The sequence below is a fragment of the Mesorhizobium sp. CO1-1-8 genome, from assembly GCF_020164875.1.
Classification (GTDB): domain Bacteria; phylum Pseudomonadota; class Alphaproteobacteria; order Rhizobiales; family Rhizobiaceae; genus Mesorhizobium.
Window position 1 is genome coordinate 78028 of the sequence record NZ_JAIUGZ010000018.1, and the last position, 20228, is coordinate 98255.

A 20228-nucleotide genomic window follows, 5' to 3' on the forward strand; every position below is an offset into this window, starting at 1 on the left:
GGGTTCAATCTCCCAGCGGCAGACGCGGATCGTCGACCTTCAACGTGTTCACGCTCTGCTTGATGCGGCGCAGATTCTCCAAAACCCTTGGTCCGCGCGTCTCGGCGACCGAAGTGACGATCATGTCGACGATCGACAGCAGTGCATAGCGCGACGATGTCGGCTTGTAGATATTGCCGTCCTCGAGCGACTGGAAATGGATGACCGTGTCGGCGGCCTTGGCGAGTGCCGAGTCCGGCGGGGTGATGGCGATTGTCGTGGCGCCATATTGCTGGGCGACCTGGACCGCATCGATGACCGATTGCGCATAACCGGAGACGGAGAAGGCGATCACCGTGGTCTCGGGCGTGGCGACGGCGGCGTACATGCGCTGCAGCTGTCCGTCGATCTGTGCCAGCACCGACACGCCCAGCCTGAACAGCCGGTTCTGCATTTCGGTCGCCATCATCGAGGAAATACCGCCGGAACCGATGCACAGCACATTGCCCGAAACGGCGATCCGCGCGGCAACGGCGACCAGCGTCGTCATGTCGAGGTTTTCGCTGGCGCGCTGGATGGCCGATATCGCCGCTTCGGTGATGGCGGAAGCGATGCGCTGTTCGCGGGCATCGCGGCTCAACGGCTCCGGCGACAGATACTGGCCGCCGATGGCGATGGCCTGCGCCAGATAGAATTTGAAGTCACGCAGGCCCTCGCAACCGAGGTTGCGGCAAAACCGCGTCACCGTCGGCTCGCTGACACCGACGCGCGCGGCAATTTCCGAAATGGCCGCCTTGGAGACAAAGTCGAGGTCGGCCAGGACGAAGCCGGCCAGCTTGCGATCCGACTTCGTTCCGTCCTGCGACATCAACTGCAGACGCGTGATGATGTCGGCCGGCGTCTTCATGCTGACATTTTCATAGAGGGAGGCCCGTCGTCTTGTCGAACAGATGGATGTTGCCGGGAGCGACGCTCACCGGCAGCAGGTCGCCCGGCCTGACCGGCACCCTGTCGCGGAACACGGCGCGTACCGTGTCAGCACCGATAGCGCCGTAGACATGTGTTTCGGAGCCGGTGGGCTCGACGACATCCACCCTGATCGCCATCGCGTCGACAGCCTCGCCGATGACAAAATGCTCGGGCCGGATGCCAGCCTCTACCGCGCTGTCGGCCGGCACCTGTTTACCGGCAAGCGCAAGCCGCCCGCCACCGGCCGATTCGAACCAGGTTTTCTGAGCTGCCGTCTTGAGCGAACCCGAGACGAAACTCATCGACGGCGAGCCGAGGAAAGAGGCGACGAACTTGTTGGCCGGCCTGTCATAGAGTTCCAGCGGCGCCCCGACCTGCTGGATCCTGCCGCGGTCCATCACGACGATGCGGTCGGCCATCGTCATGGCCTCGATCTGATCATGGGTGACATAGACGATCGTCGATTTCAGTCGCTGGTGCAGCGCCTTGATCTCGACGCGCATCTGCACGCGCAATTGCGCGTCGAGGTTGGACAGTGGCTCGTCGAACAGGAACACCGACGGTTCGCGCACGATGGCGCGGCCCATGGCGACGCGCTGGCGCTGGCCGCCCGACAGCTGGCGGGGATAGCGGTCGAGATAGGAGAAGAGATTGAGGACCCCTGACGCCTTCTTAACCTTCTCATCGACCACTGTTCGCGTCTCGCCGCGTATCTTCGGGCCAAAGCCGATATTGTCTGACGCCTTCAGATGCGGAAACAGTGCATAGGACTGGAACACCATGGCGATGTTGCGCTGCTGCGGCGGCAGCGCATTGGCGCGCACACCGCCGATCAACAGGTCGCCCGAGGTGATCGTCTCCAGCCCTGCCAGCATGCGCAGCAAGGTCGACTTGCCGCAGCCGGACGGGCCGACCAGGACGACGAACTCGCCGCTCTTGATATCGAGGCTGATGTTCTCGAGGATCTTGTGCTGCCCGAAGGATTTCGACAGGTCGCGGAACTCGACGTCGGTCATGCTCACGCTCCCAATATGTCGTCGATGAAGGGCAGGCAACCGGCGGTCAGTCCCGCGTCCACCGGCATCACCACGCCTGTTATTCCCGATGCGCGATCGGACGCAAGGAAAGCGACGGCCTCCGCCACTTCCGCAGCGTTGACGATGCGGCCGAGCGGATAGAGCCGCTGCAATTTGCCGAGGATTTCGGGATCCTTGGCAAGGCGGTGGTCCCAGGCGGCGGTGCGGATCGATCCGGGGCAGACGACATTGGCGCGCAGGCCGCTGCGGCCGAGTTCGACGGCGATCGCCTTGGCGTAGGCGTTGATGCCGGCCTTGGCCGCGGCATAGGCGGGATTGCCGAAATGCGCGATGGCGTTGACAGAGGAGATGAAGACGACGCTGCCCGAGCCGCGGCCAGCCATCGCCTTGACCAGCGGATCGGCGAAATTCATCACGCCGGTCAGGTTGAGGTCGAGTTCCTGCTCTATTCTGTCGGGATCGAGCGCCGAAATCGTCTCGGCGCGCGTCCAGCCGGCATTGTTGACGAGAATGTCGGGCACCCCATCCCGGTCGAGGATCGCGGCGATCGCCGTCGCTATCGATGGCCTGTCGAGAAGATCGAAGACGTGGCGAGAGGCAAGGTTGGGATTGTTCAGCGCCTCGCTTGACTGATCGCAGCCCACGACCCTGGCGCCTCTTTGCGCCATCAGCGCCACGATGGCGGTGCCGAGGCCGCCTGCAGCACCCGTCACCATGACAGTCTTGCCCTCGAACTCGGCTCGCGAAACCACCGTGCTTCATCCTCCGGGAGTTCTGACAGATCGCATAAGGCCTAGGCCTGTAAATGTAATTAAGCAACAGAATAATCCGCTTGCAAGCCTTCAAATCATCGATAATGTAGGAAAGTAACATAAATCTTCTGCTCCGGCACGAAGAGGCGCAGGCGCAAAATCAAAATGGGAGAGATCAAATGAGCCTTGCAAAATGGACTGCCGGCCTGATGGCCGGAATGAGCATGCTGGCAATTGCGGCGCAGGCGGATGCGGGCGAGGTGCGCGTCACCGTCGCCGAGTACAGCGCCAAGACTGCTCCCTATTTCGCCGACGTCAAGAAGGAATTCGAGGCGGCGAACCCGGGTATCACGGTCAAGTTCGAAGTGGTGCCGTGGGATGTGTTGCTGCAGAAGCTGACCACCGACATCACCGCCGGCACCAATGCCGATCTGTCGATCATCGGCACGCGCTGGCTGATCGACTTCGTCCAGCAGGACGTCGCCGAGCCGCTCGACGGCTACATCAAGCCCGACTTCAAGGACCGTTTCATCGACACCTTCCTGTCGCCCTCGATCATGGACGGCAAGACCTACGGCCTGCCGATCGCCGCCTCGGCGCGCGCCATGTACTACAACAAGGAGCTGTTCGAGAAAGCCGGCATCGCCAAGCCGCCGGCAACCTGGACCGAGCTGCAGGACGATGCGCGCAAGATCAAGGCGTTGGGGTCCGGCACGTTCGGCTTCGGCCTGCAGGGCAAGGAGATCGAGACCGACGTCTATTACTACTATGCGATGTGGTCCCAGGGCACCGAGATCCTCAACAAGGACGGCACTTCGGGCCTGAGCACGCCAGGTGCGCTTGAGGCCGCCAAGCTCTACAGGTCGATGATCGACGAAGGCCTGACGGAGCCCGGCGTCACCTCCAACAACCGCGAGGACGTGCAGAACCTGTTCAAGCAGGGCAAGGTCGGCATGATGATCACCGCACCCTTCCTGTCCAATCAGATCAAGGACGAGGCGCCGAACCTGAAATACGGCGTGGCAGCCATTCCTGCCGGACCGACCGGCGCGCGCGGCACCTATGGTGTGACTGACTCCATCATCATGTTCAAGAACTCCAAGAACAAGGACGAGGCCTGGAAGCTGCTCGATTTCCTGTTCACCACGGAGCAGCGCGCCAAGTTCACACAGGGCGAAGGCTTCCTGCCGGTGAACAAGGAAGAGGCGAAAATGGACTACTACGTCAACAATGCCGATCTGGCCGCATTCACTGCGCTGCTGCCAGACGCCCGCTTCGCGCCGGTCATCCCGGGTTGGGAAGAGGTCGCCCAGATCACGTCGGACGCCATGCAGAAGATCTATCTCGGCGGCGACCCCGAGGCCGGTCTGAAAGACGCAGCCGCCAAGGCCAACGCCGTGCTGAAGAAATAGGGCGTATCTCCCTGCGCCTGTGGCGCGCTCCGCTCAAGCGGGGCGCGCCACGCTTGGTTCCCGGCCCGGTGCAGCGGATCCGAAATTCGCATAAGCAGACCTTCTGATCCAGCGCACCGAGGTTGCAGGCCAGCCGATGCAAAACCGTTTCTTGCCCTATCTCCTGACCTTGCCCAGCCTGCTTCTGGCGGCGGTGGTCATCTTCTGGCCGGTCTGGGACCTGATCCAGATCTCGACGCATGACGTCAGCCGCTTCGGCCAGCTTCGCGACTTCAACGACTTCGCCAATTTCGCGGCACTCGCTGCCGATCCCGATTTCACGGCCGCGCTTTGGCGCACCGGCCAATGGACGGTGATGGTGGTCGGCGGCGCGCTTCTCTTGTCGATCCCGGTGGCGATGATCCTCAACACCGATTTCTATGGCCGCGGCATCGCCCGCGTCATCATCATGCTGCCCTGGGCGGTGTCGCTGACCATGACCGCGGTGGTCTGGCGCTGGGCGCTGAGTGGCGAAAGCGGCATGCTGAACTCGGCGCTGATCGGCCTCGGCCTCATCGACCATAACATCCAGTGGCTGGCGAGTGCCGAAACCGCCTTTCCGATGCAAGTGCTGATCGGCATCCTGGTGACGGTGCCGTTCACGACGACTATCTTCCTCGGCGGGCTGTCGTCGATCCCCGACGACCTCTACGAGGCGGCCGCGCTTGAAGGGGCGACGCCGCTGCAGCAGTTCCGCGAAATCACCTTTCCGCTCCTGAAACCGTTCATCAACATCGCCATCGTGCTCAACACCATCTACGTCTTCAATTCCTTCCCGATCATCTGGGTGATGACGCAGGGCGGCCCGGCCAACTCGACGGATATCCTGGTCACCCATCTCTACAAGCTGGCCTTCCGCATCGGCAAGCTCGGCGAAGCATCGGCGGTGTCGCTGGTGATGTTCGTCATATTGCTGGTCTTCACCATGATCTATGTGCGGCTGGCGATGCGGGAGCAACGCACATGACGAGCAAGCTGAAGCGCTCCATCATCGCCTGGCTTTTGCTGGCGCCGCTCATCGTGGTGACGCTCTTTCCCTTCGCCGTGATGTTCCTGACCGCGGTCAAGCCGAGACAGGAAGTGCTGTCGCCGACCTGGTGGCCGAGCGAATTCCGCTGGTCCAACTTCTCCGATATGTGGGTGGCGACCGGCTTCGGCCAGGCGCTGCTCAATTCGCTCTACGTGTCTGTGATCGCCACCGTCGGCGCCATTCTGATCTCGGTTCCGGCGGCCTATGCGATGTCGCGCTTCCGCTTTGCCGGCTACGGCGCCTTGCGGCAGTTCCTGCTGATTTCGCAGATGATCTCGCCGATCGTGCTGGTGCTCGGCCTGTTCCGGCTGATGGCTGCCTGGGGCCTGGTCGAGAGCACGACGGCGCTCGGCTTCATCTACATGGCCTTCAACGTCGCCTTCACGGTGTGGATGCTGCAGAGCTATTTCGACACCATTCCGCGCGATCTCGAGGAAGCCGCCTGGATGGAGGGTGCCGGCCGCTGGCTGACCTTGCGCAAGGTGTTCCTGCCGCTCTGCCTGCCGGCGATCGCGGTGACGGCGATCTTCACCTTCATCAACGCCTGGAACGAGTTCGTCGTGGCGCTCACCATGCTGCGCAGCCAGGAAAGCTACACGCTGCCGATCCAGGTGTTCTCGCTGGTCGCCGGCCGCTACACCATCGAATGGCACCACGTTATGGCCGCGACGCTGCTGGCGACCTTGCCGGTGGCCATCCTGTTCATCTGGCTGCAGCGCTACCTCGTTCGCGGGCTGGCACTCGGGGCGGTCAAATAGCACCTATTCACGGACGGAGCTTTCATGCGCATTTTCACCGCCTCGCTGGCGACGGAAACCAACACCTTCTCGCCGGTGCCGACCGATAGGGCTTCGTTCGAGATGGCGTTCTATGCCGGGCCCGGCAAACATCCGGAAACACCGACGCTGTGCTCCTCGCCGATGGTCGCATTGCGCCGGCGGGCCGTGGCCGAGGGCCTCGATGTCATCGAGGGTACCGCCACCTGGGCGGAGCCGGGCGGGCTGGTGCAGCGGCAGACCTATGAGGCGCTGCGCGACGAGGTCCTTGGCCAGCTCGAGGCGGCGCTCCCGGTCGATGCTGTCATCCTCGGCCTGCATGGCGCCATGGTGGCGCAAGGCTATGACGATTGCGAAGGCGACCTGCTCGAACGGGTTCGCGCAATGGTCGGGCCGGAGGTGGTGATCGCGGTGGAACTCGATCCGCACAGCCATCTGACACCGAAGCGCGTGGCTGCCTCCGACATCCTCGCCTACTTCCTCGAATTTCCGCACACCGATTTCTACGAGCGTGGCGAACATGTCGTCGAGCTTGGCCTGGCAGCAGTGCGCGGTGAGATCAAGCCGGTCATCTCGACCTTCGACTGCCGCATGATCCAGGTGCTGCCGACCAGCCGCGAACCGATGCGTTCCTTCGTCGACCGCATCAAGGCGCTGCACGGCAAGGATGGTGTGCTGTCAGTCTCGGTCATCCATGGCTTCATGGCGGCCGATGTGGCCGAAATGGGCACGCGCATCCTGGTCGTCACCGACAATGACAAGGCCAAGGGCGATGCGCTGGCGGAACGGCTGGGGCGGGAACTCTACGCGCTGCGCGAAAAGACGGCGATGACGATGCTGAGCGCCGCCGACGGCATCGACCGCGCCTTGGCCGTACGCGCCAAGAATCCGGGCAAGCCGGTGGTCATCGCCGATATCTGGGACAATCCCGGCGGCGGTGTGCCAGGCGACGGCACCTTCGTGCTGCGCCAGATGCTGGCGCGTGGCCTGGACAAATTCGGCGTGGCGACGATCTGGGATCCGATCGCCGTCACCTTCTGCCTGGCGGCCGGCGAGGGCGCGGTCATCGACCTGCGCTTCGGCGGCAAGGCCGGGCCGCAGGCCGGCGAGCCGATCGACGCGCGCGTGCGCGTGCTGAAGGCGGTCCCCGAGGGTTGGCAAAGTTTCGGGCCAAGCCGGGTGACGCTTGGGCCGACGGCGCTGGTCCGCCTCGAAGGCACCGAGGTCGACATCATCCTCAACACCAATCGCACGCAGACCTTCGAGCCGGATATCTTCTCCAACATCGGCGTCGATCCGCTGGCCAAGGACATGCTGCTGATCAAGTCGACCAATCATTTCTACGCCGGCTTCGAGCCGATCGCCGCTGAGATCATCTATGTCTCGGCGCCGAGTTCGTATCCCAGCAATCCGGCCGTGACCAACTACACCAAGCTGACGCGGCCGGTGTGGCCAAGGGTTGCGGATCCTTGGAAGGATGCTGGCAATCTCCCCCCTTGAGGGGGAAATGTCGCCAAAGGCGACAGCGGGGGTCGCCTCGCGTGAAGCGCTAACCTTCTTCTACCGCAGGAGGCCGAGCCCGGTCGGGCTGACCCCCTCTGGCTGACCCCCTCTGGCCGCTCGCGGCCATCTCCCCCTCGGGGGGAGATTACCCCCTGCTACACCAACCCGCGCTTGGCCATCATCGCTTCCGGTGACGGCATCTTGCCGCGGAAGGCGGTGTAGAGTTCTTCCGGGTCCTTCGAACCGCCGGCGGCGTAAATGTTCTTGCGCAGCCGCTCGGCGAGCGCCGGGTTGAAGGGGTCGCCGGTTTCCTCGAAGGCGGCGAAAGCATCGGCGTCGAGCACTTCCGACCACATGTAGGAATAGTAGCCAGCCGAATAGCCGTCGCCGGAAAAGACATGGCCGAAATGCGGGGTGCGGTGGCGCATGGCGATGGTGTTCGGCATGTGCAGCTTCTCAAGCGTTTCGGCTTCGAAACGAAGCGGCGCTTCCGGCGCATCCGGCCGGGCGTGATAGGCCATGTCGATCAGCGCCGAGGCAGTGAATTCGACCGTGGCGAAGCCGGCGCCGAACGTGCGCGCGGCCAGCATCTTGTCGAGCAGTGCCTTGGGCATCGGCTTGCCGGTCTTGACGTGCAAAGCGTGCTTTTCCAGCACCGCCGGCACGGTCAGCCAGTGCTCGTAGAGCTGCGAGGGCAGTTCGACGAAATCGCGGCTGACCGAGGTGCCGGCGACCGACGGCCAAGTGACGTCGGTCAGCATGCCGTGCAGCGCATGGCCGAACTCGTGGAACAGCGTCTTCGCCTCGTCGACCGACAGCAGGGCGGGCTCGCCCACCGGCGGCTTGGCGAAGTTCATGATGTTGTAGATCACCGGCTTCGAGCCGTGGCCGAGCCTGTAGCCGGACTGCAGCGCGCTCATCCAGGCGCCGGAACGCTTTGACGGCCGCGCGAAATAGTCGGCGAGGAACAGGCCGCGCTCGCTGCCGTCGGCATTTTTCACCACGAAGACGCGGGCGTCGGGGTGCCAGGCTGCGATGCCTTTCTTCTCCTCGAAGGTGATGCCGAACAGCCGTGTCGCCACGTCGAAGCAGGCATCGATGATCCGGTCGAGCTGCAGATAGGGTTTCAGTTCCGCCTCGTCGAAGGCGAATTTTTCCGCGCGCAGCTTTTCCTGGTAGAAGCGCCAGTCCCAGGCAGCGAATTTTTCGTTGCTGCCGGCCTCCGTCGCCAACCGTTGCAATTCGGTCTGGTCGCTTGCGGCCTTCTCCAGCGCCTTCTCCCACACCGGATCGAGCAGCGCGTGCACCGCCTTCGGCGTCTTGGCCATGGTGTCATCGAGCTTCAGCGCGGCGAAAGAGGCATAGCCGAGCAGCTTTGCCTTTTCGGCCCGCAGGCGCAGCATGTCGCGCACCACGTTCGTGTTGTCGGTGGCGCCGCCATTCTGGCCGCGCATGGTGAAGGCGCGGAAGGCGATCTCGCGCAGGTCGCGGCGTTCGGAGAAGGTCGAGAACGGCTCATAGATCGAGCGCGACAGAGTGACGGCATAGCGGCCCTTTTGGCCACGCATTTCGGCGGCCTCGGCCATGGAGCTTTTCACGAAATCCGGCAGGCCGGCAAGGTCGGCCTCGTCGAGGAACAGCGCCCAGTCGCTCTCGTCGGCGAGCACATTCTGGCCAAAACTTGTGCCGAGCGAGGACAATTCCTCGCTGATCCTGGCCAGCCGCTTCTTGCCGTCGGCGTCGAGCCTGGCGCCGGATCGGACAAAACCCTTCCAGGTCTTTTCCAGCACCCGAAGGCTCTCGGCGTCGAGCTTCAGGCTCTCACGGCGCTGGTAGAGATCGTCGATGCGGGCAAACAGCCTCTCATTCATCGAAATCGCCGAGAAATGCCGGGACATTTTCGGCGAGATGTCGCGCTCGAGCGCCTGTATCGTGTCATTGGTGTAGGCGCCGGCGCGGCACCAGAAGATCGATGAGACGCGGTCGAGTGCTTCGCCGCCGAGTTCCAGCGCGGCAAGCGTGTTCTCGATGGTCGGCGCATCCTTGTTGCCGGCGATCGCCTCGATCTCGGCCTCGTGCGCCTTCAGCGCCGCGTCGAAGACCGGGGAGAAATCGCCGTCGCCAATGCGCGTGAAATCGGGCAGGCCGAGCGGCCCCTGCCACGCGGTCAGCGGATGGGCGGCGAGGTCGACGGCTTTCGTGGAAGGCATGGACAGTCTTTCGTTGGTGGGGGCAGGCAGGTGGGTCGTACCCGATGTAGGGCGCGGCCGGCGGACCCGCAATATGCGGATTTGGCCGATATCGCCCTCAGAAGCCGTCGCAGTTTTCGGCGATCGCCGCTTGCGAACTGGCGGTGATGCGATTGTCGGTGACCGCGAAGGTTTCCTGCATCAGCATGTCGTTGTTGGGGAAATCGTAGCAGGCGACCACAGTGGTGACGCCATCATCGCTCTTCTCGATCCTGTGCCGGATCGCCGCACCGGCAACGGCACCTTTCCATTCGTCGATCGAAGCGATGAATTCCTGCTTGCTTTGCACGATGCCGAGGTCGTCCAGCTTGATGCGGACATCGTCGGCGAGCAGGTCGGACAGTTCGGTGCGGTCGGCGACCAGCAGCGCCGAATACCAGCGGCTGATGAGGGCACGATCATCGGCGCGGGCGGCAATAATCGCTGTCAGCAGCGCGGCCGCCGTCAAAGCGGTCGAGCGGATGTTCACCACCTTGCGCGCCGTTGTCTTCATCCCAGATCCGGCCGTTCGAAATCGCCGGTCTCCTTGTTCATCGTCCAGAGTTCGCCGGTCGAGATATCGAACCAGGCCCCATGCAGCGACAGTCGCCCCTTGCCCTCGAGAATCGAGACGCAGGGAAAGGTTCTGAGGTTGGCGATGGAATAGCGGATCGAGATGCGCTCCAGCGCGGTCTGGCGCTCCGACGCAGTCATGAAGGTGCTGGAGGAGACGGTTTCGGCCGCCGGCGCGATCAGGCTCATCCACTTGCCGATGAAGTCGCCCGGCGACAGCGGCGCGGAATTGGTGTCGAGCGCGGCACGGATGCCGCCACAGCGGCCATGGCCCATGACGACGATGTTCTTGACCTTGAGGCTCTGCACGGCGAATTCAAGCGCCGCCGAGGTCGAATGGAACTCGCCGTCGGGAGCATAGGGCGGCACCAGATTGCCGACATTGCGCAGCACGAAGAGTTCGCCGGGCCCGGCGTCGAAGATCGCCTCGGGCGCCGAACGTGAATCGCAACAGGCGACGATCATCGTCTCCGGCGCCTGGCCTTCGCGAGCGAGATCTCGATAGCGTCCGCTCTCGGTGAGATAGCGGCCATTCATGAAATTGCGGTAGCCGGTGAGAAGATGTTCAGGGAGATGGGACATGGGCGGCGTCTGGAGCCTTTCCGGGTTGGATGCGGCAGCTCGTTGCGGTCTAGAGAGGCTCTAGCGGCAAAAGCCGGTCGCGAGCAATGCAGAATTATGAGGTCTGGCTAGAAATGCCATGCATCGAGCGCAACCTTGGCCAACAGCGTTACGCCCAGATGGCGACGGGAATGCCAAAGCTGTCGCGGCCCGGCGGGTCGGGAAACGGCTGCGCCTCGCCGCCGGCGATGCGACCGGCGATCAGCGTCATCGCGGCTGCGTCAAGGAAGTCATCAGTGGCGGCACCATGGGGCGGCGGCTGGTCGAGAAAGTCCTTCTCATAGCCGTGCCGGCAGAGCAGCGCCTTGCGTTCCGCCATGCCGGCCGGATTGATGCTGCCCTTGATCTTCTTCGGCAGTTGCATGGCCTGATCGCCGTTCAACCGGCAGAAAGCGACTTCCGGATGGGATTCGAACACGCGGCCGCGCAAATCGGGTCGCGCGATCAGCAGGGCGTCGATCTCGCGGATCTTGGCAAAAATGCCGAACGCCTGGATCGAGACGCCGCGCGGCGGATCGGATGTGGTCAGGGCCACCTCGCTTGCCCTGATGTGCGCGGCATACCAGGCTTCGATGGTGGTGAAGTCGTTGGTGTCCGCATAGAGCGCTGCACGGGAGGGGATCGAGAAGACGCTGGATTGGCGTGCCCCGAGCAGCGGTCGCACCAGCGCTTCGGGGCCGCGCCCCCCTTTGCCCGAAAATTCGGGCAGGCCGATCGGCATGTCGACAGCGATGACAGCGTTTTCGGGAAGGGATGCTAGCAGGGCGGTGAAAGTTGCAAAGACACCGACCGACGGTGCCATGCCAAAAATGCGCCGGACGGCGATCCAGCCGGCCTTGCAGCCGTCGACGCCGACAAGCACGGCCTCAGTCGATGTCACGCCCGGCGGCCCCGCCCCGGATGCGTGAGGTGGCGAAGCTGGACCATCGCCATCGGATGCGACAGGCTCTGCGCATCGGTTTCGAGCTGCAGTTCGTCGCCGCCGCGCTTGGCGGTGCGCGCCAGGATCTCGTAGACCGCCGCCGTGGTCGATTGAAGCGCTTTGATCGCCGGCTGGCCGGACAGGATGCGTGCCAGGTAGACGGCCGCCGTCAGATCGCCCAGGCCATTCGGTGGCTTGTCGATCAGGCGATGCTCGGCAAGCAGCGCCTGGCTGCTATCGAGCAGCAGGTTACCGGTGCCGCCCGTCATCATCGACGGCGCCGAGGTGACCAGCATGGTCGATGGCCCGGCATGGAGTGCGGCCGCGATCACCGATTTCAGGTCGGGCAGGGGCGCGCCGGCCATCCATTCCAGTTCGTAGCGGTTAGGGGTGGCTATGTCGGCGATCGGCATCAGCCGGTCGCGCATGGCGATGGCGGTTGGCTCGGGCACATAGAGGCCGCCCGAATCACCCATGACCGGATCGCAGATATAGACGGCGCCGGGCGTCCTTGCCTTCACCGCGGCGACCAGCGAGGCGACGGCCTCGGCCTGGCCGGCCTCGCCGAGATAACCGGACAACACGGCGCCGACCTCACCCAGCCATGGTGCCCGCTCGAGATCGGCCATCAGCGCCTTGAACTGGTCGAGCGGCGGCACGATCCGTGTTGCCCGTCCATGGCCGGGATGCCAGGGCAGGATGACGGTCGGCACCGCCCAGACAGGGAAGCCCAGGGTCTCCAGCGCAAAGACGGCGGCACGGTTGCCGACCGAGCCGCGCGCGACATGGCTGGAAATGACGATGACCGCACGCGGCGCGTCGGTTTGTTCGGCGCTCATTGTCGTTTGATTCCTAACTGCCCCGGATGACGTAAAGCACGAGCCAGACCATCAGGCCCAGCGCCAGCAGCAGGCCGAGCGTGCGGCCAAAGCGGGTGCCCCAGACTTCGATCGGATCGGCACGATCGGCATCGGCCGCGGTGACGTGATCGTGCATGCCTTTCGCGGCCCGCGATACAAACGAGTTGCCGGCCGGATCCGTCTCGCGCGCAATGCGCTCGAGGATACGGCGCGATTCCTTCTCGCTGTCCTGGCGTTCCGCCATGATGATGTCCCGTTTTGCCGGACCTTATCGCGTTCGCACGGCCAATCACAGAGCCTTGCAGCGGCATCGGGCGTGCCAGGCGCGGGGCTGCCGGCGCGGGCGGTTTTCTTGCGCGCTGATTGTGGTAATGCTTCGCGTGCAACTTCTACCGAGGGACCCCATCATGTTTGCCCAGCGCCTTGCCTCGCCGTCCACGTTCCGCACGCTGCCCGCCTTCCTGATGATGGCGATCGTGCTGCCGCTGCTTGCAGGCTGCGGTTACAACACCATCCCGACGGCGGAAGAAAACGCCAGGGCGGCATGGAGCGAGGTGCTGAACCAGTATCAGCGCCGCGCCGACCTCATCCCCAACCTGGTCGAGACGGTCAAGGGCTATGCGTCGCATGAAAAGGATACGCTCGACGCGGTGGTCGAGGCGCGCGCCAAGGCAACGCAGATCACGGTGACACCGGAAACGCTGAAGGATCCCGAAGCCCTGAAGAAGTTCCAAGATGCCCAGGCGGGGCTGACCAGCGCGCTGTCGCGGCTGATCGCAGTCTCGGAAGCCTATCCCGACCTCAAGGCCAACCAGAATTTCCTGGCGCTGCAAGCCCAGCTCGAAGGCACCGAGAACCGCATCGCGGTGTCGCGGCGGGACTACATCCAGGCGGTCAGGGACTACAATCTGACGCTGAGGACGTTCCCCTCGGTGCTGTGGGCGACCTTCTGGTTCCGCGGCAACGAGCCTTTCGCCAATTTCACCGTCGACGAAGACAAGATGCAACCGCCGAAGGTCGACTTCGGCACGAAGCAGGGCGGGTGATCGTCGGGGCTGAACGTCGTGATCTTGCTGGCCGGTGAGAGGCGGCGCGTCATTCGTCTTGTCGCAGTCGTCCTCCTCGTCCTTGTGCTGCCGTTCTCGGCCCTCGCCGCCGATCTCCCGGCACTAACCGGCCGTGTCGTCGACAATGCCGGCATCATCGACGCCGCGACCAAGGCGGCGCTGACGCGGAAGCTCGCCGATTTCGAGACAAAAGGCTCCGACCAGATCGTCGTGGCGACGATCCCGAGCCTCGATGGCGAGGAGATCGAGCCTTACGCCAACGGGCTGTTCCGCTTCTGGAAGCTCGGCCAGGCGAAGGAAAACAATGGCGTGCTGCTGCTGGTGGCCCCGAACGACCGCAAGATGCGCATCGAGGTCGGTTATGGGCTGGAAGGAACGCTGACCGACCTGCACACCAAGCTCATCATCGAAAACGACATGGTGCCGGCGTTCCGCGCCGGTGATTTCTCCGGCGGCATCAGCAAGGCCGTCGACGACATGATCATGGTGCTGGAAGGCAATCCGGAGGAGCTGGAGGCGCGCGGCGAGCGTAACCAGCAGGCCCCCTTTGATTCCGACGACCTATTTTTCGCCGTCTTCATCAGCATCTGGGCGATCATCTTCTTCGGCAGCATCGCGGTCTCCGTCCTGCCGCCGATCTTCGGCCAGAAGCTCGGTCCCGGCCGCTATCGCTGGCTCGGCATGACCTTCGAGCCAAGCCGGCGGTCCTCCGGAGGCGGCTGGTCGTCGGGAAGTTCCGGCGGCGGCTGGTCTTCGGGGTCAAGCGGCGGTGGCGGCTTTTCCGGCGGCGGCGGTTCGTCCGGCGGCGGCGGCTCGTCGGGAAGCTGGTGACGGCATGACGATACCCAGCATCAGCCTGTCGAAACGCGACCGCCTCGCCTCGGCTGTCCTGATTGCTGCGGTCGTGCTGTTCTCATGCGTCATGGCCTACGCCGCCGACCTGCCGGCGCTGACCGGCCGTGTTGTCGACAATGCCGGCATCATCGATGCCGCGACCAAGGCGGCGCTGACGCGGAAGCTCGCCGATTTCGAGACAAAAGGTTCCGACCAGATCGTCGTAGCGACGATCCCCAACCTCGATGGCGAGGAGATCGAGCCCTACGCCAACCGGCTGTTCCGCTTTTGGAAACTTGGCCAGGCGGGCGAGAACAATGGCGTGCTCCTGCTGGTTGCCCCGAACGACCGCAAGATGCGCATCGAGGTCGGTTATGGGCTGGAAGGTACGCTCACCGACCTGCATACCAAGCTCATCATCGAAAATGACATGGTGCCAGCCTTCCGCGCCGGGGACTTCTCCGGCGGCATCAGCAAAGCCGTCGATGACATGGTCATGGTGCTGGAAGGCAATCCGGAGGAGCTGGAAGCGCGAGGCAAGCGCAATCCCGCCGATGACAGCACGTCCATCGATCCGATCGTTGCCGTGTTCCTGACCCTGTGGGCGACGATGTTTTTCGGCGGGATGGCGATGGCGTTCCTGCCGCCGATGTTCGGCACGAAGCTGTCGCCCGGCGTGTACAAATGGCTGGGCATGACGTTTCGTTATGGCCGCGGGCCGAGCGGGTACTCGGGCAGTGGCTGGACAACCGGTTCGTCGTCGGGCAGCGGCTGGTCTTCGGGTTCGGGCAGCGGCTGGTCCTCGGGGTCAAGCGGCGGTGGCGGGTTTTCCGGTGGCGGCGGCTCGTCGGGTGGTGGCGGTTCTTCAGGAAGCTGGTGAGAGATCATGGCAATACGACCAATCAGCCCGCAGGATCATGAGCGCATCGCAACCACGATCCGCGCCGCCGAGGAGAAAACCGACGGCGAAATCTACTGCGTCGTGGCGCATGCCAGCGACGGCTATTTCTTCCCGGCCGCCTTCATGGCGACCGTGTGCATGCTGATCGTCAGCCTGGCGGTCGGCTACGGCCTGGAGGCCTGGTGGCTATCGATCCGGCTGCCGCATCTCGTACTCGCCCAGCTTCTGGCGCTTGCCTGCGTGCTGGCCTTGTTGTGGGCGCTGCCCGGCCTGCGCATCCACCTGGTGCCGAGGCGGCTGCGCTACCAGGCGGCGCACGCCAACGCGATCAAGCAGTTCCTCGCCCGCAACGTCCACCGCACCACGGCGCGAACCGGCGTGCTGGTCTTCGTCTCGATCGCTGAGCGCTATGCCGAAGTGGTCGCCGATTCGGGCATCGATGCCAAGGTCGGCCAGCATGTCTGGGATGGCGTCGTGCGCGACCTTACCGCGCATGCCGGCGACGACCGGCTTGCCGACGGCTTCGTCAAGGCGATCGAGCAGGTTGGTGCGGTGCTGGCCGAGCATTTCCCGGTCACAGCGGGTGACAGCAACGAACTTGACGACCATCTCGTCGAAATCTGAAAGCCCGCCTGCAAACGCTATCAGCCGGCCGCTTGACGCGGTTTTGTGCGCTTCCGGTGCTCACGCACAAAAGTACGCTTCGCGCCGCTTCTCGAAAGCCATGCCATCCGCCTCGGCTGAGCGCGTTTTCAAGCAGACTTTGCCTGATGTCATCAGTGTCATGATCGCCTGTGAGAAAGCAGCCGGCGGGCCGCCCGGACTCTTGCAATCGGGCGATGCGGGTTTATGGTTAACAAATCATGAATACGCTGACGATCGACATCCGGAAAGCCGACCCGCGCGATGCCAGTGCCATCGCCGAGGTGCATCTGGAGGCCTGGCGCGGCGCCTATTCCGGCATCATTCCGCACCGGACCCTGACATCGATGATCAACCGTCGAGGCGCCGACTGGTGGGCGAATGCGATTCGCCGCGCCGCCACCGTTCTCGTCGTCGAAATCGGCGGCAAGATCGCCGGCTATGCGACGATCGGCAAGAACCGCGCTCGTGAACTCAGGCAGCAAGGCGAAATCTATGAATTGTACTTGCGTCCGGAATATCAGGGCATCGGGCTCGGCAGCCGCCTGTTTTCGGCGGCCAAAGCGCGGCTGGCCGATCACGGGCTGAAAGGCATGGTGGTTTGGGCGCTGGAGGACAACCAGAACGCGCTTGCCTTCTATGCCGGTGCCGGTGGCCGCGACGTTGCGGAAGGCGTCGAGATCTTCGAGCAGAAGGCGCTGAAGAAGGTCGCTTTCGTCTGGGAATGACAGCCCGACCTTTCGGCAATTGGGCGTTCCATTCGCACCCAGCACCATTCGCCGCATTGCACCATGACGCGCCGCCCGCTATCGATCGTCCATCGAGAGAGGGATTAAGCCATGCGGATCGAAGCCATAGCCAGCGGAAAGAATCCGCCTGAGGACGTCAACGTCATCATCGAGGTGCCGATCGGCGGCGAGCCGATCAAGTACGAGATGGACAAGGAGGCCGGCACGCTGTTCGTCGACCGCTTCCTGCACACCTCGATGCGCTACCCCGGCAATTACGGCTTCGTGCCGCACACGCTGTCAGGCGACGGTGATCCAATCGACGTGCTGGTCTGCAACACGCGCGCGCTGGTGCCGGGCTGCGTCATCAACGTGCGGCCGATCGGCGTGCTGATCATGGAAGACAATGCCGGCCAGGATGAGAAGATCATCGCCGTGCCGTCGCCAAAACTGACGCTGCGCTACGAGAACGTCACCGAATACACTCAGCTGCCCGACATCACGCGCCAGCAGGTGCAGCACTTCTTCGAGCACTACAAGGATCTCGAGCCCGGCAAATGGGTCAAGATCGAAGGCTGGCACGATTCCAAATATGCCAAGAAGATGATCGTCGACGCGATCGAGCGGGCCAAGGCGAGCAAGTAGCCCGATCGGTCAGTTGTCGACCCGGCCGAAAGCCGGCACTTTGCCGATGACGGCGTGTCTGTCCTTGCCGCAGGCAAAGGTCCGTGCCTTGTCGTCGGCAAGCTTGCGCGCCTGGTCGTTGGCGGCGGGATTGCCGGTGGCCAGCACCAGGCCGACCGTGCAGCCGTCGCGGGCGTCCATCTGGCCGACCTTGGCGACGAGGAGCACCTCGGTCGGCTTTTTCTCGTCCTCGGGATTGCTGATCGAGCGGCGATGGATCGCGGCATAGGGCACTGCCTTGTCGCCCTTGGTCTCGATGCGCCATTCGATCTTGGCTCCGGACGAATTGAAGCCGGAAAAGCTTTCCCAGACCGTCGTCATGTCGCCGCCGGGCGGAAAGCCGTAGAACAGCGATTCACGGGCGTCGTCATAGGCGATCAGCACGGGATAGCCCCGATAGCCCGAACAGGCGAGTTCGGCCCAGTCGCCGTCGCCTTCTTCTGCCTGCGCGTAGGTCACGCAGTCCTTTTTCGAATCCAGATCGGTGTAAGCGCTGGAAATGCCATCGGCTTGCGCCGCTTGACCGAGACCGACCAGAACAAGCGGGATCAGAATGGCACGCATGGCGGTCAATCTCCGTTGCAAGCCGCCGCAGCGTAGCGCCAAACGCTATTTCTTCAAGCTGGCTTCGATCAGCAGGTCGGCGTTGCGGGCAACCGCTTGCGCCGGGCCGCCGAGCCCGAACAACTGGCCGCTGATATAGGCGCCCTCGATCAGCAGCAGCAGGCCGTCACCGAGCGTGTCAGGGTCTTGCGCGCCCATCTCAACCGCCATGGCGCGCAGGCGACGGCGCAATTCCTGCTTGTTGGCCTCGCTGACCACGCGGGCCGGATGGCTGTGGTCGGGATATTCGACCGCCGCATTGGTCATGCCGCAGCCGCGATAGTCCGCCACCTGCGTGCGCTTGCCGATGCGGGTCAGGAAAGCCTTGATCTGCGCGCGCGGGTCGCCGGGATGAGCGGCGACCGCGTCGTCGAAACGCTCCCAATATTCAAGATCGTACTGCCTGAGATAGGAGGCGGCCAGTTCGTCCTTGGACGGAAAGCTACGGTAAAGGCTGGGCTTGGTGACGCCGGCACGCTTGACGATCTCGTCGACGCCGATCGCCCTGATGCCGCGCCGGTAGAACAGGTCATAGGCCACATCGAGGATCTTCTTGGCGGCCTTCGGCGGAGCGGATGCATGACCATCGCTGATGGTCAGTTCAATATTCTTGTCGGTTGGCATCGTGTCACTCGATTGACAATGTTACCGATCGGTACGTATACATGTTCCCGTCCTGCAACGTACCGGTCAGTAACATGATAGCTCAATCCCGCCCATTTGGCCAGCGCTACGCTTTCGTCGTGGTTGGCGTCATCTTCCTCTGCCTGCTGGTCGCGGCCGGTCTGCGATCCGCTCCCGCCGTCATGATGCTGCCGCTGGAAAACAGTTTCGGCTGGCGCCGCGACATCATCTCGCTGGCCGCCGGTGTCGGCATTCTGCTTTACGGTTTGACGGGGCCATTTGCCGCAGCCTTGATGGAGCGCATCGGGTTGCGCCGCACGCTGCTGGCCTCGCTGGTGGTGATGTCGGGCTCGACCGCGCTCAGCCTGCTGATGACCAAGCCGTGGCATCTGTTCATCACCTGGGGCGTGTTCTCGGGCATTGGTTCCGGTGCTGTCGCCAGCGTGCTCGGCGCCACTATCGTCAACCGCTGGTTCAAGACCAATCGCGGCCTTGTCATGGGATTGATGTCGGCCTCCAGCGCCTCGGGCATGCTGGTGTTCCTGCCGCTGATCGCCGCTCTGGCGCAGTCGGGCGGCTGGCAGCCGGTTGTCATAGCGGTCGCGATCGCGACCGCTGCCCTGATACCGCTGGTCTGGCTGCTGGTGCCGGAGCGGCCGGCATCGATCGGCATGGTGCGCTATGGCGCCGCGGCTGACGATGTGCCGCCGACATCGCCCGCGTCGCAAGGCAATTTCCTCGCGCACACGCTCAACACGCTGCGCCGCGCTGCCGGCACAAGGGTGTTCTGGTACTTGTTCGCCACCTTCTTCGTCTGCGGCTTCACCACCAACGGGCTGGTCGGCACGCATCTGATCGCGTTCTGCGGCGACATGGGCATCGGCGAAGTGCAGGCCGCCGGCCTGCTGTCGATGATGGGAATTTTCGACCTGATCGGCACGACATTGTCAGGCTGGCTCACCGACCGCTACGACCCGCGCAAGCTGCTCGGCGTCTATTACGGCATCCGTGGCCTGTCGCTGATCTACCTGCCCTATTCCGGCTTCTCGGCGACCAGCCTGATCATCTTCGCCGTGCTCTACGGCCTCGACTGGATCGCCACCGTGCCGCCGACGCTGAGGCTCGCCAATGAGGCGTTCGGCGACCGCAGCGGGCCGATCGTGTTCGGCTGGATCGTCGCCGGCCACCAGATCGGTGCGGCCACAGCCGCCGCCTTTGGTGGCACCATGCGCGAGTTGCAGGGCAATTACGAACTGGCCTTCCTGATTGCCGGCATGACGGCCATTGCCGCCGCCTGTATCTCGCTGCTGATCAACACCAGCAAGCCGGCATTCGAGCCGGAGCCGCAGGCGGCGTAGGCGCGGCGGCGGGCGCTAATCTCCCCTCGAGGGGAGATCACCCGCCTGTTGATCGTCAGAAAAACTTCATCATCCCGAGATGTCCC

At 63.7% G+C, this 20228-nt stretch carries 22 protein-coding genes; 11 read left to right on the forward strand and 11 right to left on the reverse strand.

Annotated features, from left to right (window positions below; translation table 11 throughout):
- Window positions 1-4 precede the first annotated feature (4 nt).
- From LB558_RS27795 to LB558_RS27805, 3 genes are read right to left on the reverse strand one after another with little or no spacing between them, the layout of a single operon-like run.
- Complete coding sequence (locus LB558_RS27795) at window positions 5-886, reverse strand: MurR/RpiR family transcriptional regulator (protein ID WP_224700467.1); 882 nt, start codon at window positions 884-886, stop codon at window positions 5-7.
- 10 nt (window positions 887-896) lie between these two features.
- Window positions 897-1964 carry an ABC transporter ATP-binding protein gene (locus LB558_RS27800; RefSeq protein ID WP_224700468.1) on the reverse strand — a complete coding sequence of 356 codons (1068 nt, stop codon included), beginning with the start codon at window positions 1962-1964 and terminating at the stop codon, window positions 897-899.
- 2 nt (window positions 1965-1966) lie between these two features.
- A complete protein-coding gene (locus tag LB558_RS27805) occupies window positions 1967-2701 on the reverse strand; it encodes an SDR family oxidoreductase (RefSeq protein ID WP_224700503.1) in 735 nt (244 codons plus the stop codon).
- 215 nt (window positions 2702-2916) lie between these two features.
- Between LB558_RS27805 and LB558_RS27810 the strand changes: the two genes are divergently transcribed.
- The 4 genes from LB558_RS27810 (at window position 2917) to LB558_RS27825 (ending at window position 7494) form a co-directional block, all read left to right on the forward strand.
- Window positions 2917-4149 (forward strand): ABC transporter substrate-binding protein, encoded by a 1233-nt coding sequence (locus tag LB558_RS27810; protein WP_224700469.1) that lies wholly within the window; start codon window positions 2917-2919, stop codon window positions 4147-4149.
- A 136-nt stretch (window positions 4150-4285) separates the two neighbouring features.
- Window positions 4286-5155 (forward strand): carbohydrate ABC transporter permease, encoded by an 870-nt coding sequence (locus LB558_RS27815; RefSeq protein WP_224700470.1) that lies wholly within the window; start codon window positions 4286-4288, stop codon window positions 5153-5155.
- A complete protein-coding gene (locus LB558_RS27820) occupies window positions 5152-5976 on the forward strand; it encodes a carbohydrate ABC transporter permease (protein ID WP_013528984.1) in 825 nt (274 codons plus the stop codon). The genes LB558_RS27815 and LB558_RS27820 overlap by 4 nt, the downstream gene beginning before the upstream one ends.
- A 24-nt stretch (window positions 5977-6000) precedes the next feature.
- The gene (locus tag LB558_RS27825) at window positions 6001-7494 is read left to right on the forward strand and encodes a M81 family metallopeptidase (protein ID WP_224700471.1); all 1494 of its coding nucleotides are present in this window, start codon (window positions 6001-6003) and stop codon (window positions 7492-7494) included.
- Between the two features lie 158 nt (window positions 7495-7652).
- On the opposite strand, the gene LB558_RS27830 is transcribed toward LB558_RS27825, so the two are convergent.
- From LB558_RS27830 to LB558_RS27855, 6 genes are all read right to left on the reverse strand, one after another.
- Window positions 7653-9707, reverse strand: a complete 2055-nt coding sequence (locus LB558_RS27830; RefSeq protein ID WP_224700472.1) for a M3 family metallopeptidase — start codon at window positions 9705-9707, stop codon at window positions 7653-7655.
- A 97-nt stretch (window positions 9708-9804) separates the two neighbouring features.
- The gene (locus LB558_RS27835) at window positions 9805-10239 is read right to left on the reverse strand and encodes a nuclear transport factor 2 family protein (protein WP_224700473.1); all 435 of its coding nucleotides are present in this window, start codon (window positions 10237-10239) and stop codon (window positions 9805-9807) included.
- Window positions 10236-10880 (reverse strand): carbonic anhydrase, encoded by a 645-nt coding sequence (locus tag LB558_RS27840; protein WP_224700474.1) that lies wholly within the window; start codon window positions 10878-10880, stop codon window positions 10236-10238. Before LB558_RS27840 ends, LB558_RS27835 begins: the two co-directional genes overlap by 4 nt.
- Window positions 10881-11028: 148 nt before the next feature.
- Window positions 11029-11799 (reverse strand): DUF429 domain-containing protein, encoded by a 771-nt coding sequence (locus LB558_RS27845; protein WP_224700475.1) that lies wholly within the window; start codon window positions 11797-11799, stop codon window positions 11029-11031.
- Window positions 11796-12680 carry a pyridoxal kinase PdxY gene (gene pdxY / locus LB558_RS27850; RefSeq protein ID WP_224700476.1) on the reverse strand — a complete coding sequence of 295 codons (885 nt, stop codon included), beginning with the start codon at window positions 12678-12680 and terminating at the stop codon, window positions 11796-11798. Before pdxY ends, LB558_RS27845 begins: the two co-directional genes overlap by 4 nt.
- A gap of 13 nt (window positions 12681-12693) precedes the next feature.
- Window positions 12694-12945, reverse strand: coding sequence for a hypothetical protein (locus LB558_RS27855; protein WP_224700477.1), 252 nt, complete (start codon window positions 12943-12945; stop codon window positions 12694-12696).
- 163 nt (window positions 12946-13108) lie between these two features.
- On the opposite strand from LB558_RS27855, the gene LB558_RS27860 reads away from it, so the two are divergent.
- The 6 genes from LB558_RS27860 to ppa all read left to right on the forward strand — a co-directional run bounded on the left by LB558_RS27860 (window position 13109) and on the right by ppa (window position 17518).
- Window positions 13109-13747, forward strand: a complete 639-nt coding sequence (locus tag LB558_RS27860) for a LemA family protein (protein ID WP_224700478.1) — start codon at window positions 13109-13111, stop codon at window positions 13745-13747.
- Between the two features lie 27 nt (window positions 13748-13774).
- Entirely contained in the window at window positions 13775-14599 is an 825-nt protein-coding gene (locus tag LB558_RS27865; RefSeq protein ID WP_412033504.1) for a TPM domain-containing protein, read from the forward strand.
- 4 nt (window positions 14600-14603) lie between these two features.
- The gene (locus LB558_RS27870; protein WP_224700479.1) at window positions 14604-15482 is read left to right on the forward strand and encodes a TPM domain-containing protein; all 879 of its coding nucleotides are present in this window, start codon (window positions 14604-14606) and stop codon (window positions 15480-15482) included.
- A 6-nt stretch (window positions 15483-15488) separates the two neighbouring features.
- The gene (locus tag LB558_RS27875; protein WP_224700480.1) at window positions 15489-16127 is read left to right on the forward strand and encodes a TPM domain-containing protein; all 639 of its coding nucleotides are present in this window, start codon (window positions 15489-15491) and stop codon (window positions 16125-16127) included.
- Between the two features lie 239 nt (window positions 16128-16366).
- Complete coding sequence (locus LB558_RS27880) at window positions 16367-16873, forward strand: GNAT family N-acetyltransferase (RefSeq protein WP_013528996.1); 507 nt, start codon at window positions 16367-16369, stop codon at window positions 16871-16873.
- 111 nt (window positions 16874-16984) lie between these two features.
- Window positions 16985-17518 carry an inorganic diphosphatase gene (gene ppa, locus LB558_RS27885; RefSeq protein ID WP_013528997.1) on the forward strand — a complete coding sequence of 178 codons (534 nt, stop codon included), beginning with the start codon at window positions 16985-16987 and terminating at the stop codon, window positions 17516-17518.
- Between the two features lie 9 nt (window positions 17519-17527).
- On the opposite strand, the gene LB558_RS27890 is transcribed toward ppa, so the two are convergent.
- Together LB558_RS27890 and LB558_RS27895 are read right to left on the reverse strand one after the other, a co-directional pair.
- Entirely contained in the window at window positions 17528-18121 is a 594-nt protein-coding gene (locus tag LB558_RS27890) for a hypothetical protein (RefSeq protein WP_224700481.1), read from the reverse strand.
- 45 nt (window positions 18122-18166) lie between these two features.
- Window positions 18167-18784 carry a TetR/AcrR family transcriptional regulator gene (locus LB558_RS27895; RefSeq protein WP_224700482.1) on the reverse strand — a complete coding sequence of 206 codons (618 nt, stop codon included), beginning with the start codon at window positions 18782-18784 and terminating at the stop codon, window positions 18167-18169.
- A 74-nt stretch (window positions 18785-18858) separates the two neighbouring features.
- Here LB558_RS27895 and LB558_RS27900 point away from each other — a divergent pair, with 74 nt between their 5' ends.
- Window positions 18859-20142, forward strand: coding sequence for an MFS transporter (locus tag LB558_RS27900; protein WP_224700483.1), 1284 nt, complete (start codon window positions 18859-18861; stop codon window positions 20140-20142).
- Window positions 20143-20228: the final 86 nt, after the last annotated feature.